Origin of the sequence: Neorhizobium alkalisoli, assembly GCF_007829835.1 — a bacterium.
Lineage (GTDB): Bacteria > Pseudomonadota > Alphaproteobacteria > Rhizobiales > Rhizobiaceae > Neorhizobium.
In genome coordinates this window covers 209,992-229,544 of the sequence record NZ_VIWP01000005.1, presented here as the reverse complement: position 1 = coordinate 229,544, position 19,553 = coordinate 209,992, and the positions used below count along the sequence as shown (strand labels likewise).

Annotated in this window: 19 protein-coding genes; 14 read left to right on the top strand and 5 right to left on the bottom strand. The window is 59.2% G+C overall.

Annotation, left to right across the window (positions count from 1 at the left end; all coding sequences use genetic code 11):
- Positions 1-10 precede the first annotated feature (10 nt).
- Entirely contained in the window at positions 11-454 is a 444-nt protein-coding gene (locus FHW37_RS20210) for a hypothetical protein (protein ID WP_210249310.1), read from the top strand.
- A gap of 319 nt (positions 455-773) precedes the next feature.
- Here FHW37_RS20210 and FHW37_RS20205 read toward each other — a convergent pair whose 3' ends face one another.
- Positions 774-1,340, bottom strand: coding sequence for an RNA polymerase sigma factor (locus FHW37_RS20205; RefSeq protein ID WP_145639686.1), 567 nt, complete (start codon positions 1,338-1,340; stop codon positions 774-776).
- Entirely contained in the window at positions 1,337-1,519 is a 183-nt protein-coding gene (locus FHW37_RS20200) for a NepR family anti-sigma factor (RefSeq protein WP_145640152.1), read from the bottom strand. The genes FHW37_RS20205 and FHW37_RS20200 overlap by 4 nt, the downstream gene beginning before the upstream one ends.
- Positions 1,520-1,686: 167 nt before the next feature.
- Between FHW37_RS20200 and FHW37_RS20195 the strand changes: the two genes are divergently transcribed.
- Complete coding sequence (locus FHW37_RS20195) at positions 1,687-2,481, top strand: response regulator (RefSeq protein WP_145639685.1); 795 nt, start codon at positions 1,687-1,689, stop codon at positions 2,479-2,481.
- A gap of 394 nt (positions 2,482-2,875) precedes the next feature.
- Entirely contained in the window at positions 2,876-3,817 is a 942-nt protein-coding gene (locus tag FHW37_RS20190; protein WP_145639683.1) for a sensor histidine kinase, read from the top strand.
- Between the two features lie 332 nt (positions 3,818-4,149).
- Here FHW37_RS20190 and FHW37_RS20185 read toward each other — a convergent pair whose 3' ends face one another.
- The 3 genes from FHW37_RS20185 to FHW37_RS20175 form a co-directional block, all read right to left on the bottom strand.
- On the bottom strand, positions 4,150-5,076 hold the full coding sequence (locus FHW37_RS20185; protein WP_145639682.1) for an ABC transporter permease: 927 nt from the start codon (positions 5,074-5,076) through the stop codon (positions 4,150-4,152).
- Positions 5,069-6,079 (bottom strand): ABC transporter permease, encoded by a 1,011-nt coding sequence (locus tag FHW37_RS20180; protein ID WP_145639680.1) that lies wholly within the window; start codon positions 6,077-6,079, stop codon positions 5,069-5,071. The genes FHW37_RS20185 and FHW37_RS20180 overlap by 8 nt, the downstream gene beginning before the upstream one ends.
- A gap of 74 nt (positions 6,080-6,153) precedes the next feature.
- A complete protein-coding gene (locus FHW37_RS20175) occupies positions 6,154-7,863 on the bottom strand; it encodes a peptide ABC transporter substrate-binding protein (RefSeq protein ID WP_145639679.1) in 1,710 nt (569 codons plus the stop codon).
- A 340-nt stretch (positions 7,864-8,203) separates the two neighbouring features.
- Here FHW37_RS20175 and FHW37_RS20170 point away from each other — a divergent pair, with 340 nt between their 5' ends.
- The 11 genes from FHW37_RS20170 (at position 8,204) to FHW37_RS20120 (ending at position 19,550) form a co-directional block, all read left to right on the top strand.
- The gene (locus FHW37_RS20170) at positions 8,204-9,367 is read left to right on the top strand and encodes a M20 aminoacylase family protein (protein WP_186458334.1); all 1,164 of its coding nucleotides are present in this window, start codon (positions 8,204-8,206) and stop codon (positions 9,365-9,367) included.
- Between the two features lie 119 nt (positions 9,368-9,486).
- Complete coding sequence (locus FHW37_RS20165; RefSeq protein WP_145639677.1) at positions 9,487-11,334, top strand: ABC transporter ATP-binding protein; 1,848 nt, start codon at positions 9,487-9,489, stop codon at positions 11,332-11,334.
- A 108-nt stretch (positions 11,335-11,442) separates the two neighbouring features.
- Positions 11,443-11,688, top strand: coding sequence for a hypothetical protein (locus tag FHW37_RS20160; protein WP_145639676.1), 246 nt, complete (start codon positions 11,443-11,445; stop codon positions 11,686-11,688).
- 96 nt (positions 11,689-11,784) lie between these two features.
- Positions 11,785-12,042 (top strand): type II toxin-antitoxin system prevent-host-death family antitoxin, encoded by a 258-nt coding sequence (locus FHW37_RS20155; protein WP_186458333.1) that lies wholly within the window; start codon positions 11,785-11,787, stop codon positions 12,040-12,042.
- Between the two features lies 1 nt (position 12,043).
- Complete coding sequence (locus FHW37_RS20150; RefSeq protein WP_145639673.1) at positions 12,044-12,499, top strand: type II toxin-antitoxin system PemK/MazF family toxin; 456 nt, start codon at positions 12,044-12,046, stop codon at positions 12,497-12,499.
- A gap of 77 nt (positions 12,500-12,576) precedes the next feature.
- Positions 12,577-13,527, top strand: a complete 951-nt coding sequence (locus FHW37_RS20145; RefSeq protein WP_145639671.1) for a sugar-binding transcriptional regulator — start codon at positions 12,577-12,579, stop codon at positions 13,525-13,527.
- Positions 13,528-13,767: 240 nt separating this feature from the next.
- Positions 13,768-15,093 carry an ABC transporter substrate-binding protein gene (locus FHW37_RS20140; protein ID WP_145639669.1) on the top strand — a complete coding sequence of 442 codons (1,326 nt, stop codon included), beginning with the start codon at positions 13,768-13,770 and terminating at the stop codon, positions 15,091-15,093.
- A 201-nt stretch (positions 15,094-15,294) separates the two neighbouring features.
- A complete protein-coding gene (locus FHW37_RS20135; RefSeq protein ID WP_145639667.1) occupies positions 15,295-16,167 on the top strand; it encodes a carbohydrate ABC transporter permease in 873 nt (290 codons plus the stop codon).
- A gap of 11 nt (positions 16,168-16,178) precedes the next feature.
- Entirely contained in the window at positions 16,179-17,003 is an 825-nt protein-coding gene (locus FHW37_RS20130) for a carbohydrate ABC transporter permease (protein WP_145639665.1), read from the top strand.
- A 12-nt stretch (positions 17,004-17,015) separates the two neighbouring features.
- Positions 17,016-18,020, top strand: coding sequence for an ABC transporter ATP-binding protein (locus tag FHW37_RS20125; RefSeq protein WP_145639663.1), 1,005 nt, complete (start codon positions 17,016-17,018; stop codon positions 18,018-18,020).
- Between the two features lie 45 nt (positions 18,021-18,065).
- Complete coding sequence (locus FHW37_RS20120; RefSeq protein ID WP_145639661.1) at positions 18,066-19,550, top strand: mannitol dehydrogenase family protein; 1,485 nt, start codon at positions 18,066-18,068, stop codon at positions 19,548-19,550.
- Positions 19,551-19,553: the final 3 nt, after the last annotated feature.

Below are 19,553 nucleotides of genomic sequence, written 5' to 3'. Positions count from 1 at the left end.
GTGCACGCTGATGTTGGGTGCATTGGGGCCATTGCTCGCGTCCCTCGTTGCAGTGGACATGGGCTCCATGAAGCGCCGGATCAGGCGCAACGCGATCCTTTACGGGATCGCGTTCGCGTTTTTCCTGACCGCCTATTGTCTGCTGGTGACGGCGCTTGCGCTTTACCTCGGTGAACGCTGGGGTCTGTCGATCGCGCTTCTGGCGATTGCCGGCGGCATGATCGTTCTGGCGCTGATCCTGATCGGCTCTGCCGCGATTGCCAACAGCATGGAAGCCAAGCGGCGGCGGGAGGCTGCCCAGGCCGCCAGCGCCCAGGCGATGATGGTGACGGCCGCGCTTTCGGCAGTGCCTTCCGTCATCAAGTCGAAGCCGCTGATGGCGGTGACGATCGCTGCCGGTCTCGGTTTTCTGCTGATGAAGGGTGTGGGACGGTCGTCGGGTAGCGAGGACTGATCTGGAATTTTTGTATTGTTTTTGGAACGGCTGCTCGTGGTTCGGGTGGCCGTTTTTCGTTGTGTCTTTCTGTTGTCGCGAAAGTTGCCCCTCACCCTAGCCCTCTCCCCGCAGGCGGGGAGAGGGGACTTGCCTCACTTTGGGCTTGAGAGCGTGCCGCTTGTGTCCTTCTCCCCGCGCGCGGGGAGAAGGTGCCCGGCAGGGCGGATGAGGGGCAGATCAGAAAATGATGATCCGAGGCAGTCATCGGCACAAACAGAAGCGCCGCCCCATTCCAGGGGCGGCGCCATTCGTTTCGTCTGCTTTGGAGAGGTTTGGCTCAGCTGCCGAAGGCGCGCGAAGTGATCGCTGCGTCGCCGGCATCCGGGCCGTAATCGACTTCGCCGGAAACACCGAGCAATTCCTGTAGTCTTGTGCGAGCGCGCGAGACGCGGCTCTTGATCGTACCGACGGCACAGCCGCAGATTTCGGCAGCTTCCTCGTAGGCAAAACCCGCTGCACCGACGAGAACGATCGCTTCGCGCTGGTCATCCGGCAGCTTGTCGAGCGCCTTGCGGAAATCCTGCAGGTCTAGGCGGCCATGCTGTTCGGGATGAACCGAAAAGCGTTCGGAAAACAGGCCGTCACTATCCTGCACTTCACGGCCACGCTTGCGCATCTGGCTGTAAAATTCGTTGCGCAGAATGGTGAAGAGCCAGGCGCGCATGTTGGTGCCGGCGGTAAAGCTCTTCTGGTTGGCCCAGGCCTTCATGATCGTGTCCTGAACCAGATCGTCCGCCTTGTCATGGCGGCCGGTCAAGGACACGGCGAAGGCGCGCAGGTTCGGCAGAGACGCCAGAAGGTCGCGCTTGAAGGCGCGGTCGTCGTTATCCTCTTCCTTGCTCATTTCGCATCCACCGGTTTGGCGTTGCGTTCGGCTTCATCAAGCCTTTCGAGCAGATCGAGAAAACGATCCGGAATTCCTTCTTCCTGGACGGCCTCATAGAATTCACGCAGCTTTCGGGAAATAGACGCGTTCGGCGTCACTGTCCCAGGTTTTGTCTCTTGTGATTGGAAAGTCGTCATATCAGATTTTTTTCTGAGGTCATCACTCATACTTAAGGCAGCCCATTGCGATATCGTGTGAACTATAATGTGCGATGCGAAAAAAAGTTCCCCCCTTGCGGAACTTTTTTTCCGGCCCCACGTTGTTATCAGTCAATTGCCCGTCCGGGCACCTGGGGAGATTTTGTATGTCACTCACTACACGCGTTGCGTCCCACCTTCCGTATCTGCGCCGTTATGCCCGCGCTGTTACCGGATCGCAGACTTCTGGGGATGCATATGTCGCGGCTGTTCTCGAGGCCCTGATTGCGGACGTTTCTATTTTTCCGGAAACATCCAAGGATCGGGTTTCGCTGTATAAACTTTTTGTCGCAATCTTTGGTTCCACGCAGATTGAGATCCGCCCGGTGGAGTCGCCTTTCGCCTGGGAGCAGCGCGCAGCGTCCAATCTGTCCAGCCTCCCGTCGCAGGCACGTCATGCCTTCCTGCTGATTTCGGTCGAGGGTTTCACGGTCGATGAGGCTGCCGAGGTTCTGAACGTCAGCACGACCGAAGTGAACCGGCTGCTCGACGAGGCTTCCCGCGAGATTTCCCGTCAAGTCGCGACCGACATCATGATCATCGAAGACGAGCCGCTGATCGCGCTCGACATCGAGCAGATGGTGCAGGATCTCGGCCACCGCGTCACCGGTATCGCCCGTACGCATAAGGAAGCGGTGTCGCTGTTCCAGTCGTCGCATCCGAAAATGGTTCTGGCCGATATCCAGCTCGCCGATGGCAGCTCGGGCATCGATGCCGTCAACGAGATCCTCAAGAGCTCGGCCATTCCTGTGATCTTCATCACTGCCTTCCCGGAACGTCTGCTGACGGGCGAACGCCCGGAGCCGGCCTTCCTTGTGACCAAGCCGTTCAATCCGGACATGGTCAAGGCGCTGATCAGCCAGGCGCTGTTCTTCAACGAAACGGTGAGGGCGGCTGCCTGAGCCGTTAAGATGCCGGCATCCCGACAGGAACGAATTCTGAAAAACGGCGTTTGGTCATTCGGTAAGAATGGCCAGACGACCGGTTTTTCATCCTTGCCTTCTGGCCTGCCGGTACCATGTTCATCACGGGCGGCTTTAACACGCCGTTCGAATGTTTAGAGTACCTGCCGGATGTTCCCTCAAAGTCGCCCACATTTCTTCGAATGATCAGCAGTTTGCAGATTGTTCCAGAAAGTGTGAGACTTTATAAGATTTTGGCAATACAGAGAAATCGGTGTGCCCATGGCGGGTGCCCGGTTCTCCTGAAAGCCCGCAGACGGAGTGATAAGAAGTGACGCATCCGCTGACATGGCAGCAAGCTGGTCAGAGTGATGATAAACTGCGTGAATTTTTCATGCCGGCACTCGTCGATCTGGGCGCGAGCATCATCATTCAGGATGCAAGCCACAATTATCTTTTCGTCACCAACCTTCCCGAAAGCTGGGCGGTCGAGAAATTCTCGGCGCCAAGCGACGAGGTGCTGTTTGGCGCCGAGGTTGCGGCAAAGCTTCTGACGCTCAAGAAGGGTATGACGGAGCCGGGCCGCAAGGGCCATATCGAGGTGACGATCGGCGCGGAAGACGTCTATGAATTCCGGGTCCAGGCCGTCGAATTCGAAAAGGGCGGCATTCATCTCGTCACGACGATTGTCGATCGTTCGGAAGAGCGGCACCGCGAGCGGCTGCTGAGAGCCCTGCTGCGCGAAGTCAGCCACCGCTCGAAAAACCTGCTTGCCATCATCCAGAGCATTGCGCTGCAGACGGCGCGTTATTCCGGCTCGCTCGATCTCTTCCTGCACAAGTTCCGTGGTCGTCTCTACTCGCTATCGCAGAGCCAGGATCTGATCACGGATTCGAGCTGGCGCGGCGCCTATCTGTTCGAACTGGTGCAGCAGCAGACCGAAAAATACCTTCCGGACAACCGGCATCTGATCCGCATGAGCGGCGATAACGTGCTTTTGACACCGAATGCTTCGCTGCATGTGGGGCTTGCGCTGCACGAACTGGTCGTCAACGCCGTCAGCCATGGCTCCATCCTGCGCAGCCACAATGCCATCAACGTCACCTCGCTGCGTTCGCATACGAATGGTCATGAATGTCTGGAAGTGGTCTGGGACGAGGCACTCGACCATGTCAACGGATCTGCGGTCGATCACGAGGCGCTGAAATCGCATTTCGGCAGCACAGTGCTGGAACGCGTCGTGCCGGCTTCGGTCAATGGCAAGGCGCAATATGTGATTTCCGACGAGCGGATCAGCTATCGTCTGACCTTCCCGCTCGAGGGCGCTGCCGAATAGCGATTTCCATTATCATTTGCCGCTGACCGGGAAACTGCCCGGTTCGCGGTCATGCGCGCAAAAAAAGCGCTCAAAACTGATCTGGCCCGGTTCCTGAGGGAACCGAGCCAGCTCATCTCTTCGAGGGGGATTGAAGAGTATATCCGAAGGCTTTTTGTAGGGCGGGGGACGGGGGGTCGCCTTCGGATACTTTGATAACGAGGCTCCCGAAAATAGGTTCCAAAAGAATCTGAATTTTTTCAGGTCTTTTTTTCATTCCACCGTTGGCCCGCAATTTAACGGAAAACGGCGGCAAAAGCCGCCGTTTCCAACCGGTGAGATCAATCCGCTAATCAGCGTCTGAGGCTGCGCGGATCAAGCGCGTCGCGGATCGCGTCGCCGATATAATTGACGCTGAGAACGGTGGCCGAAATCGCAAGGCCGGGCCACAGAACACGCGAAGGCGTCAGCTGCAGGAAGTTGGCGCCGTCGAACAGCAGGCGGCCCCAGGTCGGGTAATCCGAAGGAAAACCGAGGCCGAGGAAGCTGAGCGACGATTCCGTGATGATCGCGGATGCGATGCCCAATGTTGCCGAAACCATGATCGAGGACAGGACATTGGGCAGGATATGCCGCAGGATGATGCGGTATTCCCGCATGCCGCTCGATTTCGCCGCCAGGATGAATTCCTGACTTTTCACCGCCAGCACGTCGCCGCGGACGATGCGGGCGGTGTGCATCCAGCTCGTGACGCCGATGACGAAGACGATCAGGATGAAGATGCCGGTTTCCGGCCCGAATGCCGACCGCAACGTATCGCGGAACAACATCAGGATGACGAGGAGGAGCGGCAGCAGCGGCAGGGCGAGAAACAGGTCGGTCAGGCGCATCAGCGGACCGTCGATGCGCCGGAAATAACCCGAGACAACGCCGACAAGCGTGCCGAGGAAAAGCGCCAGCAGCATGGCGGCAAAACCGACTGCAAGCGAGGTCTTTCCGCCAGCGAGAACCTGGGCCAGCATGTCCTTGCCCAGATTGTCGGTGCCGAACGGGTGGGCGAGCGACGGCCACTGGTTCTTGTCGCGGATGTTGATCTGGTTCGGGGCGACGCGGTGGATATAAGGCCCGAGATAGACCGCGGCGACGATGAAGACGAAGACAATGAGCCCCGCCACGCCGCCCTTGTGGGCGCGGAACTGGTGCCAGATATCGGCAAAAGCCGAGCGGGCAGGGGTGGCCGCCTTGGCGGGTTCCGCAGTTGCGATGGTGGCGTCAGTCATAACGGATCCTCGGGTCGAGAATGCCGTAAAGCACGTCGGCAATCAGGTTGAAGAGGACGATCAGGACCGCAAAGATGAAGGTCAGCGTCTGAACGAGCGGAATGTCAGCGCCCTGCACGGCGATGATCAGAAGCTGGCCGAGACCATTCACGCGAAAGATCTGTTCGGTGATGATGGCGCCGGAAAAGATGGTTGGCACGCCGAGCGCGATCACGGTCACGACCGGGATCAGGCTGTTGCGCAGCACGTGCACGAGCAGCACGGCCTTTTCCTTGACGCCTTTGGCGCGGGCGGTGCGGACGTAATCCTGATGCAGGTTGTCGAGCATCGAGGCACGCACGAAACGGGTGATCTGCGAGGCGTTGTAGAGCGCAAGCACGCCGACCGGTAGGATCATCTGTTTCACCTGGGCAATGAAGCTCGAAAGATCCCTAACCTCGAGATTGGTGTCGTAAACCGACGGGAACCATTGCAGATAGGAGGAAAAGACGACGATCAGCAGAACGCCGGTGAAGAAGGTCGGGACCGAGTAACCGACCATCGAGACAAACGTGCCGAGCTGGTCGAAGATCGAATACTGGCGATAGGCGGAGATGACGCCGATCGGGATGGCGATCAGGATGCCGAACAGATAGGCGAGGCCGACGACCCACAGCGTCTGCGGTAGGCGCTGGACGATCAGATCGACCACCGGACTGCGGGTCGCCCAGGAGAGGACGCGCATGCGGTTGCCATCACCGAACTGCCAGCCGGTCAGCTTTTCGATGATGTTCAGCGGTTCGTTGATAAAGAACTGCTGCAGCCAATACATGTAACGGATGAAAAAGGGCTGATCGAGGCCGAGAGAGGCGCGGATCTGCAAGCGGACTTCTGGCGGGATCGTCAAAGGCAGGTCGCCGGTCGGATCGTTGGGCGCCAGATCGAGAAGCGCGAAGATGATGAAGCTGATGACCAGCAGGGTCGGGATTGCAAACAGCAATCGCCGCAGTGTGAATGTGAACATATAAAATGTCTCCAGACGAGCGCGGAGAAGAGCAGCGCCGGGCAAGCCTTGTCAGGCCTGCCCGGCGCCAGCGATTACTTCTTGCGCGACCAGTCTGCGACGTTCCACAGTTCCGAGTCCCAGGCATTCATCTTGACGCCTTCCAGCATCAGGGAGTGGGACGAGGTGCTGCCGCGGTGGACGAGCGGGATATGCGCGCCTTCTTCGGTCAGCATGTCGTTCAGTTCCTTGGAAAGCGCTTCGCGCTTTGCCGGATCGGCGGTCTTGGAGAGTTCGGCAACCTTCTTGTCATAGGCCGGGTTGCAGTAACGAACTTCGTTCTCGCCCTGCCAGCCGTTTGCCGGCGTCGGCATCTTGTCGCAAAGCCAGCCGGCCAGATACTTCTCCGGATCGGTGCCGTCGAAATTGTTCGTCAGCATTTCGATATCGGCAAAGAACTTCTGGAACGTGTCCGGGCTTGCCGGGTCACCGCCGAAATAGACGGAGGCCGAGATGTTGCGCAGTTCGGTTGCAACGCCGATCTGCGACCACATGTCCTTGACCAGTTCCTGGGTGGCCTGACGGACCGAGTTGGTCGAGGTCTGGTAGAGGAAGGAAAGTTTGACGCCGTTCTTGGCGCGGATGCCATCCGGACCCTTCTTCCAGCCGGCATCGTCGAGCAGCTTGTTGGCGCCTTCGATATCCTGCTTCAGGCACCAGCTGTCGTTCTTGGTCGAAGCGACGGCGGCCGGGGCCGGAACGATGTTGCAGGTTGCCTTGCCGGATTCGCCGTAACCGGCATCGACGATGATCTGGCGGTCGATCGCCATCGAAAGTGCGCGACGGACGGCCGGATCGGAGAGCGACGGATGCGGGCCGCCTTCCTTGGTGGCGCGCTTGTCGCCGAGCTTCGGATCCGGGTTCATCCAGTTGAGGTCGATACGTTCGACCTGGGTGCCGAAGGCGCGCTCGAGCTTGCCCTTGCCGGCTTTCAGCATGGTGGCCAGAACTTCAGGCTCGACCTGCATGTTCCAGGCATAGTCGTATTCGCCGGTTTCCAGAACTGCGCGGGCGGCAGAGGCCGCGTCGCCGCCGCCCTTGAGGGTGGCCGTTGCGAAGGCGGGCTTTGCCGGATCACGATAGTTCGGGTTGGCGACAAAAGTGATGACGTCGTTCGGCTTGAAATCCTTGACCATGAAGGGGCCGGTGCCGATCGGGCCGAAATTGGCCGCCGTGCAGCCCGGAGCCTTGGCGCCGACGCAGTTTTCGAACTGCTTCTTCTGGATGATCGGCGACTGGGCGCCGACGAAGGCCGAATAGGGGTAGGGCTTCGGTTCGGTGAAGGTGATCTTGACCGTGTGCGGATCCGGAGCCTCGACCGACTTAACGCCTTCGAAATAAGCGCCCTGGGCGCAGCCGCCATCCGGCGCCTTGCAATATTGCCAGGTGAAGATCGCGTCGTCGGCAGTGAACGGCGTGCCGTCTGCCCACTTGACGTCAGGCTTCAGCTTCCAGGTCATGCTGAGCAGATCCTTGGCAACGCCGCCATTGGCGACAGTCGGGATCTCGGTCACCAGCATCGGTACCAGCTCGCCCTTTTCGTCGTAGCGGGCCAGAGGCTCGATCACCATCGAGGATGCGTAGACTTCCTTCGTGCCACCCGAAAGATACGGGTTCATGGTGGAAACCGCCTGCCAGAACAGGATCTTCAGATCACCGTCCGTCCCCCGGGCAGCCTGTGCGGCAGACGTGGCAAGGCCAAGCGCCGCCACCGTGCCGATCAGGGCGAGTTTCAAGTTCTTCATGCTGCTATTCCCCTTTGTTTTGTAGGTCTCGTGAGAGAGTTCTCTTGTCGAGTTTTGTTCGGCTCGCCCATTCTTTGGGGCAATGCCGCAATAGGTTCGTAACGCCGGCAGAAGCCGTCGATACTAGAGAAGAAATTCGCCGCTCCTCCTGAGAAATGATGTTTTGAAAAACACAACCTGTCGGCCGCCCTCGATGCGACTGATCAAATTTTGAGCTATCTAAGCATAGGCCTATTTTCCGTTCAAGACGGAAAATTGAAGCTTGCAAAGACTGGCATTGTCGTCGCAATATCCCCTCCTTCGAGACCAAAAAACACTGAAAATAAAGGGGATTTCCTGAATGCCGGTCATCAATCGCGTCGCCGAGATGCAGGACCAGATCGCCGAGTGGCGTCGCTACCTGCACGAGAATCCGGAACTCCTCTATGATGTTCACAACACGTCACGCTTCGTCGCGGAGAAGCTGAAATCCTTCGGCTGTGACGTGGTGGAAACCGGCATCGGCAGGACCGGTGTTGTCGCCATCATCAAGGGCAATCATGGCGATGGACCGGTGATCGGTTTCCGCGCCGATATGGACGCGCTGCCGATCCTCGAGACCTCCGGAAAACCCTGGGCTTCCAAGACGCCGGGCAAGGCGCATTCCTGCGGTCATGACGGCCATACCGCGATGCTGCTCGGGGCGGCGCAATATCTTGCCGAGACCCGCAATTTCAAGGGTTCCGTCGCCGTGATCTTCCAGCCGGCCGAAGAGGGCGGTGCCGGCGCGCTTGCCATGATCAATGACGGGATGATGGACAAGTTCGGCATCAAGGAAGTGTATGGCATGCACAACGAGCCGCGCCTGCCGCTCGGCAATTTCGCGATCGCCAAGGGCGGCGTGATGGCGGCGGCCGACACGTTCGAAATCACCGTCAGCGGTCGCGGCAGCCATGCGGCCCAGCCGCATCTGTCGATCGATCCGGTACTGGCTGCCTCGCATATCGTCATCGCGCTGCAGTCGCTCGTTTCGCGCGAGACCGACCCCTTGAAATCACTGGTCGTCACCGTCGCTTCCGTTCACGGCGGCGAGGCGAGCAATGTCATTCCGGACTTCGTCAAGCTTTCCGGCACGGTGCGCACGCTTGCGCCGGAAATCCGCGATTTTGCCGAAAAGCGGCTGAAGGAAGTCGCCGAGGCGACCGGGATCGCCCATAATGCCAAGGCCGAAGTTACCTACCGGCGCGGGTATCCGGTGACGTTCAATCACGATGTGGAAACGGACTTTGCAGCCAGCATTGCCGGCAAGGTGGCCGGCCCGAAGGCGGTCGATACCGCCATGTCGCCACATATGGGTGCGGAGGACTTTTCCTACATGCTGGAGAAGCGGCCGGGCGCCTTCATCTTCATCGGCAATGGCGATACCGCGACGCTGCACAATGCGGCTTACGACTTCAACGACGAGGCCATTCCCTTCGGTGTCAGCTACTGGGTGACGCTTGCCGAAACGGCGCTTGCCGCCTGAACCGTACCGCTCGGCCGCTTGCCTGATCCACAGGGCAGGCGGCCAAGCCCTTCGTTTTTTCCGCAATGCCGGCTGCTGGAAACGCCTCGCGATCGCAGCCATTGCTTCAGGAGATCGAAATGCTGCTTTCCGGTACCCAGTTCGAACAGTCGGGCGGCTCTGTCACGCCAGTCCTGTCGGTGAAAAACCTGTCGACCTCGTTTCGCGTCAATGACGAGTGGAAGACGGTGGTGCGCAACATTTCCTTCGATGTCGCGCCGCGCGAGACGGTAGCGATCGTCGGTGAATCGGGCTCCGGCAAATCGGTGACCTCGCTGTCGATCATGCGGCTTCTGGCAAAACATTCGAGCCGGATCGAAGGCCAGGTCATGCTCGGCGGGCGCGACCTTCTTTCGCTTCCGGAAGAAGAGATGCGCAAGGTGCGCGGCAACGAGATCTCGATGATCTTTCAGGAGCCGATGACCTCGCTCAATCCGATCTTCCCGATCGGCAAGCAGATTGCCGAGGCACTGACGGTGCATAAGGATATTTCCAAGGCCGAAGCCAAGGCGGAGGTGATCCGGCTTCTGGAAAAGGTGCGCATTCCGAACGCCAAGGGTCGGTTCGACGAATATCCGCACCAGTTTTCCGGCGGCATGCGCCAGCGCGTGATGATCGCCATGGCGCTTGCCTCCAAGCCGAAACTGTTGATCGCCGATGAGCCGACGACTGCGCTCGACGTGACGATCCAGGGCCAGATCCTCGACCTGATCAAGGTGTTGCAGGAAGAGGAGGGCATGTCGGTTCTCTTCATCACCCATGACATGGGCGTGGTGGCGGAAGTTGCCGACCGGACGATCGTGATGTTCCGCGGCGATGCCGTTGAAGTGGGCGAGACCGATGATATCTTTCATCGCGGCAAACATCCGTATACGCGCGCTCTTCTCTCCGCTGTGCCAAAGCTCGGCTCGATGGGTGAAAGCCGGCTGCCGATGCGGTTTCCGCTGATCGATGTGAAGACCGGCGAACAGCAGATTCTGAAGGATGTCACCGACACGGTGTCGAAGCTGAAGACGCCGATCCTCGACGTCAAGGATCTGACGACGCGCTTCGACATCCATTCCGGGCTTCTCGGCCGCAAGACCGGCGCCGTCCATGCCGTCGAAAAGGTGTCGTTCAACCTGTTCGAGGGCGAGACGCTGTCGCTGGTCGGCGAATCCGGTTGCGGCAAGTCGACGACCGGGCGTTCGGTCACGCGGTTGATCACGCCGACGAGCGGCAATGTCCAGATCGACGGTTACGACGTGATGAGCCTCGACCAGCATGCGCTCAGGAAGATGCGCCGCTCGATCCAGATGGTGTTTCAGGATCCGTTCGCCTCGCTCAATCCGCGCATGACGATCGGCTCGGCGGTAATGGAACCGTTCATTGAGCACAAGCTCGGCACGAAGGCCGAGGCGCGTGAAAAGGCGGCGGCGATCCTGGAAAAGGTCGGTCTGGCGGCCGAGATGATGCGGCGTTTCCCGCATGAATTCTCCGGTGGCCAGCGGCAGCGCATCGCAATTGCCCGCGCGCTGATGCTCGATCCGAAGGTAATCGTCGCCGACGAGGCGGTGTCGGCGCTCGACGTGTCGATCAAGGCGCAGGTCTGCAATCTTCTGCTCGACCTGCAGGAAAGCCTCAACCTTGCCTTCCTGTTCATTTCCCACGACATGGCCGTGGTCGAGCGCGTCAGCCACCGGGTGGCGGTGATGTATCTCGGCGAGATCGTCGAGATCGGCCCGCGCGCGGCGGTTTTCGAAAACCCGCAGCATGCCTATACCAAAAAGCTGATGTCGGCCGTGCCGATCCCCGATCCGGCCCGCCGCAAGATCAAACGCAACATGTCGACCGACGAGATCAAGAGCCCGATCCGTTCGGTGGATTACGTGCCGCCGGTCAGGGAATATCGCGAGGTGAGCGAGGGACATCTGGTGCAGGTGGCCTAAGGGCCTGTCTATATCTGGCGAATTTGCCGAAGGTCCGCGTTTCTGGTATATTTCGGGAGCCTGAGACGCGGATATCCGCTCTTGCGGAGATGGAGGCGAAAGGCGCAGATGACCGACAAGGAGACGATCCGCCAGCGCACGCTCGAAGCAGCGCATCTGCAGGAAATCGAGGGCAATCCGCTCGATGCGGATCAGATGGCGATGTTCGAGATGTTCGATCGTGAAGGGTTTTCGCCAGAGCAAGAGATTGAATATATCCGCGCTGATATTGAACGCCGCAAACTTGCGCGGGAAACGCAGTCTGTGACGCTAGTGGATCGAGGCGTCCAAGCAGGCGCAGCTTGCTCGCTATGACCGGATGACAGCGGTGATCGAAAAGGCGCTGTAACGAGCAATCCATGGACATTTTTCCTGGAAAACGTTATGATCACGCCGTTTCCGGAGGGCTTCATGGTCAAGATTACTGCCGCCCAATTGCAGAGTGATTTCGACCACTATCGCGATCTGGCACAGCACCAGCCCGTGTCTGTGACGGAGAATGGCGAAGAAAGCCTCGTCATTCTGTCCGCTGACGAATATCGGCGACTGAAATATTTCGATAACAGGCAGGCGCTTTATCCTTGGGAACTGCCGGACGACGTTATCGAGGTGCTCGACAAAGGATATCAGGGCGAGGCCACGCCGCATCTCGATCATTTGATGAAGTGACATGGCGCTGGATCCCAAGCCGGGCCTTGTGATCCGTTATGATTTCCTCTGGAAGGAGGAAGAGAAAACCGGTTTGGAAAGCGGCAAGGATCGGCCTTGTTCAATCGTCCTTATTTCCGCGGAGCGAGCGGATGGGGCGAAGGATGTGTTGCTTTGCGCGATAACCCATACGCCACCCGCAAGTGGAGAAACGGCCGTAAAGATTCCGATCGCAGTGGCAAGGCATCTCGGTTTTGATGATATGCCGTCATGGATCAAGACCGACCAGGTCAATCTCTTGAAGTGGGAAAAGGGGCGTATCCCTCATGGCGTAAGTCAGGTGCGCCCGGGAGAATGGTTTTACGGAATGCTGCCACGCAGCCTCGGTGAACAGGCATTCAACCAAGTCCGGGAGAAGGCGCATGCTCGCACGCTTCGAACCGTGCGACGCGACGATCTCATACCGCCGGAAAAATAAGCCGCAGCCCGAATGTTCCAATCATTTGACAGTCCCTCACAAAACATGTCAGCAAATCGTTGGAGGAGATTTCTGTCATGGCAAAACGGTCGGATACCCAGGGTCGGCTCGACGACGCGGCGCGTGCGGGGTGGCTCTACTACGTCGCTGGGCGAACCCAGGACGAGATCGCCAATGCCATGGGCATTTCGCGCCAGTCGGCGCAGCGGCTTGTGTCGCTTGCCGTTGCCGAGCGGCTGATCAAAGTGCGGCTCGATCATCCGATTGCCGCCTGTCTCGAACTCGCGGAAGGTCTTCGCGCAAAATACGGGCTGAAACATGCCGAAGTCGTGCCGAGCGATCCGGGCAGCACGTCCTCGACGGTCGGCATTGCCGAGGCGGGGGCGGCCGAGATCGAGCGCTGGCTGAAGCGGCCGGATCCGATCGTGATTGCCGTCGGGACCGGGCGTACGCTGAAGGCTGCCGTCGACCAGTTGCCGCCGATGGAATGCCCGCAGCATCGCATCGTGTCGCTCACCGGCAATATCGGGCCGGACGGTTCTGCCGCTTTCTACAATGTCATCTTTTCGATGGCCGATGCCATCAAGGCGCGGCATTTTCCGATGCCACTGCCGGTTCTCTGTTCCTCTGCCGAAGAGCGCGAGACGCTGCATGACCAGGCGCTGGTGCGCTCGACTTTGTCGCTCGGAGCCCAAGCGGATGTCACCTTTGTCGGCATCGGCGAACTCGGTGTCGACGGGCCGCTCTGTGTCGACGGATTTCTTGCGCGCGACGAAATGACGGGCCTGATGGAGCGCGGCGCCACCGGCGAAATCTGCGGTTGGATTTTTAACGAGCGCGGTATCCTGTTCGACAACGCGGTGAACAACCGGGTTGCCAGCGTGCCGATCCCTTCGCGCGAGACGTCCCGCGTCATCGGTATTGCCCAGGGACCGAAGAAATGGCCCGCCATGCGGGCAGCGCTGGCAGGTGGCTTGCTGAACGGCATCATCACCGATGAAGCCGCAGCGGAATTCCTCCTTTCCTGACATCGGTGCCTGCCAGATCGAGGGTGCGACTCGGGTGCGTCAAATCCGGTGCAAGCCTTTAAATCGATTAGGTATTTTCTCCGCACCTTTAGCTTTTGCAAAAATAACCAAGCCAATTCAGAGGCTTATTTTCTTTCGTTGCGCCGCAGCGATGAATTCGCATTGACTTGTCCTAGGTATCTGTGGGTAATTGCCCACGAGCAAAGCGAATGCTCGTATTCATCTTCTCGGGAGGAAGATATGACATTGAAGACCATTTTGCTGAGCGCATGCTCGGCGCTGATGCTTGCTGGCGTTTCGGCCACGGTTGCATCGGCAGAAACCCTCACCATCGCAACGGTCAATAACGGCGACATGGTTCGCATGCAGAGCCTGACCGGCGAATTCACCAAGGCCAATCCGGATATCCAGGTGAACTGGGTCACGCTCGAAGAAAACGTTCTTCGCGAGCGCGTCACCACCGATATCGCTGCAAACGGCGGCCAGTACGACATCGTCACGATCGGCAATTACGAAGTTCCGATCTGGGCCAAGCAGAAGTGGCTGCTGGCGCTCGACGGTCTCGGCGACAAATACGATATGGACGACCTTCTGCCGGCAATCCGCGGCGGTCTGTCTGTCGATGGCAAGCTCTATGCCGCACCGTTCTACGGTGAATCGGCCATGATCATGTACCGCAAGGACCTGTTCGACAAAGCCGGCCTGAAAATGCCCGATAGCCCGACCTGGGAATTCATCGGCGATGCAGCCCGCAAGATCACCGACAAGAAGTCCGACCTCGCCGGCATCTGCCTGCGCGGCAAGGCTGGCTGGGGTGAAAACATGGCTTTCGTCTCGGCGCTCAACAACTCCTTCGGCGGCCGCTGGTTCGACGAAAAGTGGAAGCCGCAGTTCGATCAGCCGGAATGGAAGGCATCGCTCAAGTTCTATGCCGACCTGATGAAGGATGCCGGCCCGGCCGGTGCTTCCTCGAACGGCTTCAACGAAAACCTGACGCTGTTCCAGCAGGGCAAGTGCGGCATGTGGATCGACGCGACCGTCGCCGCATCCTTCGTATCGAACCCGAAGGATTCCAAGGTTGCCGACAAGGTCGGTTACGCGATCTTCCCGTCCAAGGAAGGCGTATCCAACCACGGCAACTGGCTGTGGTCGTGGAACCTTGCCGTTCCGGCTTCTTCCAAGAAGGCTGCTGCTGCACAGAAGTTCATCTCCTGGGCAACCAGCAAGGAATACACGGCACTCGTCGCTTCCAAGGAAGGCTGGGCTAACGTTCCTCCGGGCACGCGCACCTCGCTCTACAAGAACGCCGACTACCAGAAGGCTGCTGCCTTCGCGGCTCCGACGCTGGCTGCCATGGACGCTGCCGACATCACCAAGCCGACCATCAAGCCGGTTCCCTATACCGGTGGCCAGTTCGTCGCGATCCCTGAATTCCAGGCTCTCGGCACCACGGTTGGTCAGCTGTTCTCGGCTGTCATTGCCGGCCAGTCCTCGGTCGACGACGCGCTTGCTGCTGCCCAGGCAACGGCAACCCGCGACATGACCCGCGCCGGTTACATCAAGTAAGTCCTCCCAAGACAGAAACTGCCCGGAATTTTTCCGGGCAGTTTCCACTGGGAATGCCAGCTTGTGAATATTCGGGCGGCATCTCCTCTTTTCGGTTGGGAATCCTATAAAAAGAAAATCATGTTTCCGCACACATGTTCCTGAAGGGCAGGTGCGGTGGCTAGGCTGCACAAGCGGTTAGCTCCGGGGAGGGCCGTTGAAATGGCGACGCAAAATACCAAAACCCTTGCACGTCTGATGATGGCGCCGTCCGTCATCGTGCTTCTGGTCTGGATGGTCGTGCCGCTGGCGATGACGCTGTGGTATTCGTTCCAGAACTACAATCTGCTGACACCGATGAATGTCAGCTTCGCAGGCTTCTTCAATTACCAGTATTTTTATACCGATCCGGCCTTCTTCCAGTCGATCTGGAACACGCTGGTCCTGGTTCTTGGCGTGCTTGCGATCACGGTCATCGGCGGCATTCTGATCGCGCTCCTGATCGACCAGCCGATCTTCGGCCAGGGCATCGTGCGCATTCTCGTCATTTCGCCCTTCTTCGTCATGCCGCCCGTCGCGGCGCTGATCTGGAAGAACATGATCATGCACCCGAGCTACGGGGTGCTTGCGGATCTGGCCCGTTTCTTCGGCCTGCAGCCGGTCGACTGGTTTGCGCAATACCCGCTCTTCTCGGTCATCGTCATCGTTGCCTGGCAATGGCTGCCCTTCGCGACGCTCATTCTCCTGACCGCGCTGCAGTCGCTCGACAGCGAGCAGAAGGAAGCGGCCGAGATGGACGGGGCGAATTTCGTCAACCGCTTCATCTATCTGACGCTGCCGCATCTTTCGCGCGCGATCACGGTCGTCATCCTGATCCAGACGATCTTCCTGCTCGGCATCTATGCGGAAATCCTCGTCACCACCAATGGCGGTCCGGGTTACGCATCGACCAACCTCACCTTCCTGATCTACCGCACCGCGCGTCTCGGTTATGACGTGGGTGGTGGTGCTGCCGGCGGTATCATCGCGGTCGTGCTTGCCAATATCGTCGCCTTCTTCCTGATGCGCGCCGTCGGCAAGAACCTGGACAAGTAGGAGAGAAGATCATGGCTCGCTCAGCAACAACAGGAACCAAGATCGGCTGGACCATCCTCGCATGGGTGGTCGCCCTCCTGATCTTCTTTCCCATTCTTTATGCGATCATCACCAGCCTGAAGACCGAACCGGAGGCGATCGACGGGTTCAGCCTGTTCCCGTCCTTCACCTTCGAGAACTACGTCACCGTTCAGACGCAGCGCGACTATTTCAAGCCGTTCACCAATTCGGTGATCCTGTCGCTCGGTTCCACGGTTCTGGCGCTTATCATCGCCATCCCGTCCGCCTGGGCTATGGCGTTTGCACCGGGCAAGCGGACGAAGGACATCCTGATGTGGATGCTCTCGACAAAGATGATGCCGTCGGTCGCGGTTCTGCTGCCGATCTTCATCCTGTTCCGCAATTTCGGCCTGCTCGATACGCGGATCGGCCTCACCTTCATGCTGACGCTGATCAACCTGCCGATCGTGGTGTGGATGCTCTATACCTACTTCCGCGAAATTCCGGGCGAGATCCTGGAAGCGGCCCGCATGGACGGCGCCAATCTGTGGAAGGAAATTGTCTATGTTCTGACGCCGATGGCGGTGCCGGGCATTGCCTCGACGCTGCTGCTCAACATCATCCTTGCCTGGAACGAAGCGTTCTGGACCATCCAGCTGACGACCACCAATGCGGCGCCGCTGACGGCCTTCATCGCCTCCTTCTCGTCCCCGCAGGGCCTGTTCTGGGCAAAGCTTTCGGCGGCATCGACCATGGCGATCGCGCCCATCCTCATCCTCGGCTGGTTCAGCCAGAAGCAACTCGTTCGCGGCCTCACGTTTGGCGCGGTTAAGTAAGGATCTCCTCTCATGGGTAGCATCACTCTCAAGAACGTGCAGAAGCACTTTGGTGAAGCCAAGGTCATCCCGTCCGTCGATCTCGAAATCAAGAATGGCGAGTTCGTTGTGTTCGTCGGCCCGTCCGGTAGCGGCAAGTCGACGCTGCTGCGCCTGATCGCCGGTCTCGAAGACGTCACCGGCGGTACGATCACCATCGACGGCAAGGATGTGACGCAGGCGGCCCCCGCCGCCCGTGGTCTTGCCATGGTGTTCCAGTCCTATGCGCTTTATCCGCATATGAGCGTGCGCAAGAACATCGCCTTCCCGCTGAAGATGGCGAAGATGGATCAGGCGAAGATCGACAAGAAGGTCGAAGATGCAGCCCGCGTGCTGAACCTTACCGACTATCTCGAGCGCCGCCCTTCGCAGCTTTCCGGCGGTCAGCGCCAGCGTGTCGCGATCGGTCGCGCCATCGTCCGCGAACCGTCGGCCTTCCTGTTCGACGAACCGCTGTCCAACCTCGATGCGGCCCTGCGCGGCACGATGCGTCTCGAAATCAGCGATCTGCACAACCAGCTGAAGACGACGATGATCTACGTCACGCACGATCAGATCGAAGCCATGACCATGGCCGACAAGATCGTCGTCCTGAACCGTGGCAATATCGAGCAGGTCGGTTCGCCGATGGAGCTCTACAACACGCCGCGCAATCTCTTCGTCGCAGGCTTTATCGGTTCGCCGCGCATGAACCTCATCACCGGCGACTACGCGAAGTCCAAGGGTGCCGTCACTGCCGGCATCCGTCCCGAACACATGACCCTGTCCAAGGACAGCGGTACCTGGAAGGGAACCGTTACCGTCGCCGAGCATCTCGGTGCCGACACGTTTCTGCATCTCGATGTCGATGGCATCGGCAAGATGACCGCCCGCGCCGGCGGCGAGTTCGGCGCGCGGCACGGCGACACGGTCTACCTGACGCCGGATGAAACCAAACTGCATCGCTTTGACGACAAGGGCCTGGCACTCAAGGCCTGATTGATCCTACCGGCCTCAAAAACAGGCCAACCGGAGTATGAGAAAATGACTGTGAAGCTTTCGTTGGCAAGCCTCAAGGATGCCGCTGCGACCGCTGGTGTGCCCAATTACGACCCGAAGACGCTTTCGCCGGGCATCATCCATTTCGGCGTCGGCAATTTTCACCGTGCGCATCAGGCCGTCTATCTCGACGACCTGTTCAATACCGGCAAGGGTCATGACTGGGCGCTGATCGGCGCCGGCGTTCTGCCGTCTGATGCCGCCATGCGCGACAAGCTCAAGGCGCAGGATTATCTCACCACCGTTGTCGAGCAGGACAATAACAAGACCGGCGCGCGCGTGACCGCGCCGATGATCGACATCATCGCGCCGGACAGCAAGGACGCGCTGATCGAGAAGCTGGCCGAGCCGGCGATCCGCATCGTTTCGATGACGATTACCGAAGGCGGCTATTTCATTGACGCGGCCGGACATTTCAACCCGGCGCATCCGGCCATGGTCGAGGACGGCAAGAACCCGGCGGCGCCTAAAACGGTGTTCGGCCTGATCCTCGCCGGCCTGAAGCTGCGCCGCGAGCGAGGCGTTACGCCCTTCACGATCATGTCGTGCGACAACATTCCGGGCAACGGCCATGTCACGGAAAACACCGTGATCGGCCTTGCCAAGATGTCCGACCCGGCCTTTGCCGAGTGGATCCATGGCAATGTCGCTTTCCCGAATTCGATGGTTGACCGCATCACGCCGGCCACCGGCGCGCGTGAGATCGACATCCTCAAGAACGATTTCAACATCGACGACAACTGGCCGGTCTTCTGCGAAGAATTCAAGCAGTGGGTCATGGAAGACAATTTCCCGGCCGGTCGCCCGGCTCTGGAAGAAGTCGGTGTCCAGTTCGTGCCCGACGTTGCGCCTTACGAGCTGATGAAGATCCGTATCCTCAACGGTGGCCATGCGACGATCGCCTATCCGGGCGAACTTCTCGACATCCATTTCGTCCATGAGGCGATGGAACATCCGCTGATCCGCGCCTTCCTCGCGAAGCTCGAGAAGGAAGAGATCATCCCGATCGTTCCGCCGGTGCCGGATACCAATCTCGACGAGTATTTCGACCTGATCGAGCGGCGTTTCCTCAACCCGAAGATCGGCGATACCATTCCGCGCCTGGCGCAGGACGGCTCCAACCGCCAGCCGAAATTCATCCTGCCTTCGACTCGCGACCGTCTGGCCAAGGGTGACGACATCGTCGGCCTGTCGCTGGTATCGGCCCTGTGGTGCCGCTACTTTGCCGGCACCTCGGACAGTGGCCGCAAGATCGTCTTCAACGATGCGAGCGCCGAGAAGCTGCAGGCCGCGGCCATCAAGGCCAAGGACGATCCGAACGCCTTCCTCGTCTTCGACGAGATTTTTGGCGAAGTGTCGAAAAACGAGCTGTTCCGCAAGCGTTTCGCCCATGCTCTGAAGACGCTTTGGGCGGAAGGCACGGCCAAGACGCTGCAGCTCTATCTCGACGATAAGCTCGTCCAGGACTGAGGT